Origin of the sequence: Phytobacter palmae (assembly GCF_039409775.1) — a bacterium.
Lineage (GTDB): Bacteria > Pseudomonadota > Gammaproteobacteria > Enterobacterales > Enterobacteriaceae > Phytobacter > Phytobacter palmae.
In genome coordinates this window covers 1-1,053 of the sequence record NZ_JBCIVJ010000062.1, presented here as the reverse complement: position 1 = coordinate 1,053, position 1,053 = coordinate 1, and the positions used below count along the sequence as shown (strand labels likewise).

The 1,053-nt window shown below is 60.4% G+C and carries 1 protein-coding gene; it reads left to right on the top strand.

The window, feature by feature from the left end; genetic code table 11:
* Positions 1–1,053, top strand: a 1,053-nt coding sequence (locus tag AAIG39_RS25630; protein ID WP_343195056.1) for a hypothetical protein, incomplete at both ends; no start/stop codon positions are given.

Genomic DNA, 1,053 nt, shown 5'->3' with positions numbered 1-1,053 from the left:
GGATGCCGATTCTGATGCCGATGCCGATGCCGATGCGGATGCGGATGCTGATGCAGATTCTGACGCCGATGCAGATTCTGATGCAGATGCTGATTCAGATGCGGATGCGGATGCCGATGCGGATGCAGACGCCGATGCCGATGCAGATTCCGACGCCGATGCAGATTCTGATGCAGACGCCGATGCGGATGCCGATGCAGATTCTGATTCCGATGCAGATGCGGATGCGGATGCAGATGCAGATGCAGATGCAGACGCGGATGCGGATGCGGATTCTGATGCCGATTCTGACGCGGATGCAGATTCTGACGCCGATGCCGATGCAGACGCGGATGCCGATTCTGATGCAGACGCTGATGCGGATGCGGATGCGGATTCCGATGCCGATGCAGACGCCGACGCGGATGCTGACGCCGATGCCGATGCGGATGCCGACGCTGATGCAGATGCAGATGCAGATGCAGATGCAGATTCTGACGCCGATGCCGATGCCGATGCAGATGCAGATGCAGATGCAGATGCGGATTCTGATGCCGATGCCGACGCGGATGCGGATGCCGATTCTGATTCCGACGCCGACGCCGACGCTGATGCCGATGCCGATGCAGACGCTGATTCAGATGCGGATGCAGATGCCGACGCCGATGCGGATGCAGATTCTGACGCCGATGCAGATTCTGACGCCGATGCCGATGCCGACGCCGATGCGGATGCTGATGCAGATTCTGACGCTGATGCGGATGCCGATTCTGATTCCGATGCCGATTCTGACGCCGACGCGGATGCAGATTCTGACGCAGACGCCGATGCGGATGCGGATGCGGATTCCGATGCAGATGCGGATGCAGACGCCGACGCGGATGCCGACGCCGATGCGGATTCTGATGCAGATGCTGATTCCGATGCCGATGCGGATTCCGACGCAGATGCAGACGCAGACGCCGATGCCGATGCAGATTCTGATTCCGATGCGGATGCCGATGCCGATGCCGATGCCGACGCGGATGCCGATGCCGATGCCGACGCGGATGCCGATGCAGACGCCGACGCGGA